The following is a 622-nucleotide window of genomic DNA, read 5'->3' as shown; positions in this document are numbered from 1 at the left end:
GGCGGGACCGTCGCCCCAGGGGTCGCGGAGGTCGGCGAGTTCGAGCGCGGCGACACGGTGGCGGCGCGCGAGCATCGGCAGCACGAGCGCGGTGTCGGTCCGGACGCCCCGGCCGGCGCCGGTGAGGAGCAGGACGGCGGAAGGTTGCTCGGGACCGGCGGTGAGGAGTCGCGCCTGGGCGGCTCCGACCGTGATCCGCCGCTCCTGCACCAGGGCGGCCTGCCGCTGGAGGTACTCGGACGGGCTCACGGCACGCGTCGGGTCTCGCGCAGGGGGAGCCGCATCCGCTGCACCCCGGCCGAGGACGTCACCTCGGCGCGCAGGGCGCGCTCGGCGGGGACCGTGCCGTACGAGGTGGTGCGCTGGCGCCAGCCGCGGCCGATCTCGCCGGTGATGCGTGCGACGGTCGCGATGTCGAGTGCCCGGTGCGCCTCCGCCCCCGCCTCGGGCCGGAGGACACCGTCGAGGAGCAGACCGCCCAGATCGTCGGCCCCACCGCGCAGGAGCAGCTGAGCGGTGTGCAGCCCGAGCTTGGTCCAGGCGGTCTGCACGTGCGGGATCCGGCCGTGGAGCACGAGCCGGGCGACCGCGTGCACCGCGCGGGTCTCGCGGAGGCCGGGTC

Annotated in this window: 1 protein-coding gene and 1 pseudogene; both read right to left on the bottom strand. The window is 77.0% G+C overall.

Going from position 1 to position 622, the window contains the following annotated elements:
* Positions 1-249: hypothetical protein (locus ACH61_RS15785; RefSeq protein ID WP_201787635.1), on the bottom strand; the 249-nt coding region annotated here is incomplete at its 3' end.
* A pseudogene (locus tag ACH61_RS15780) lies at positions 246-622 on the bottom strand (hypothetical protein); the annotation flags it as partial. The pseudogene ACH61_RS15780 and the gene ACH61_RS15785, both read right to left, overlap by 4 nt.

The organism is Rathayibacter tanaceti (assembly GCF_001634385.1).
In the GTDB taxonomy this organism is placed as follows: Bacteria; Actinomycetota; Actinomycetes; order Actinomycetales; family Microbacteriaceae; genus Rathayibacter; species Rathayibacter tanaceti.
The sequence above is the reverse complement of the archived record's forward strand: the minus strand, read 5'-3'. Positions and strand labels throughout refer to the sequence as shown.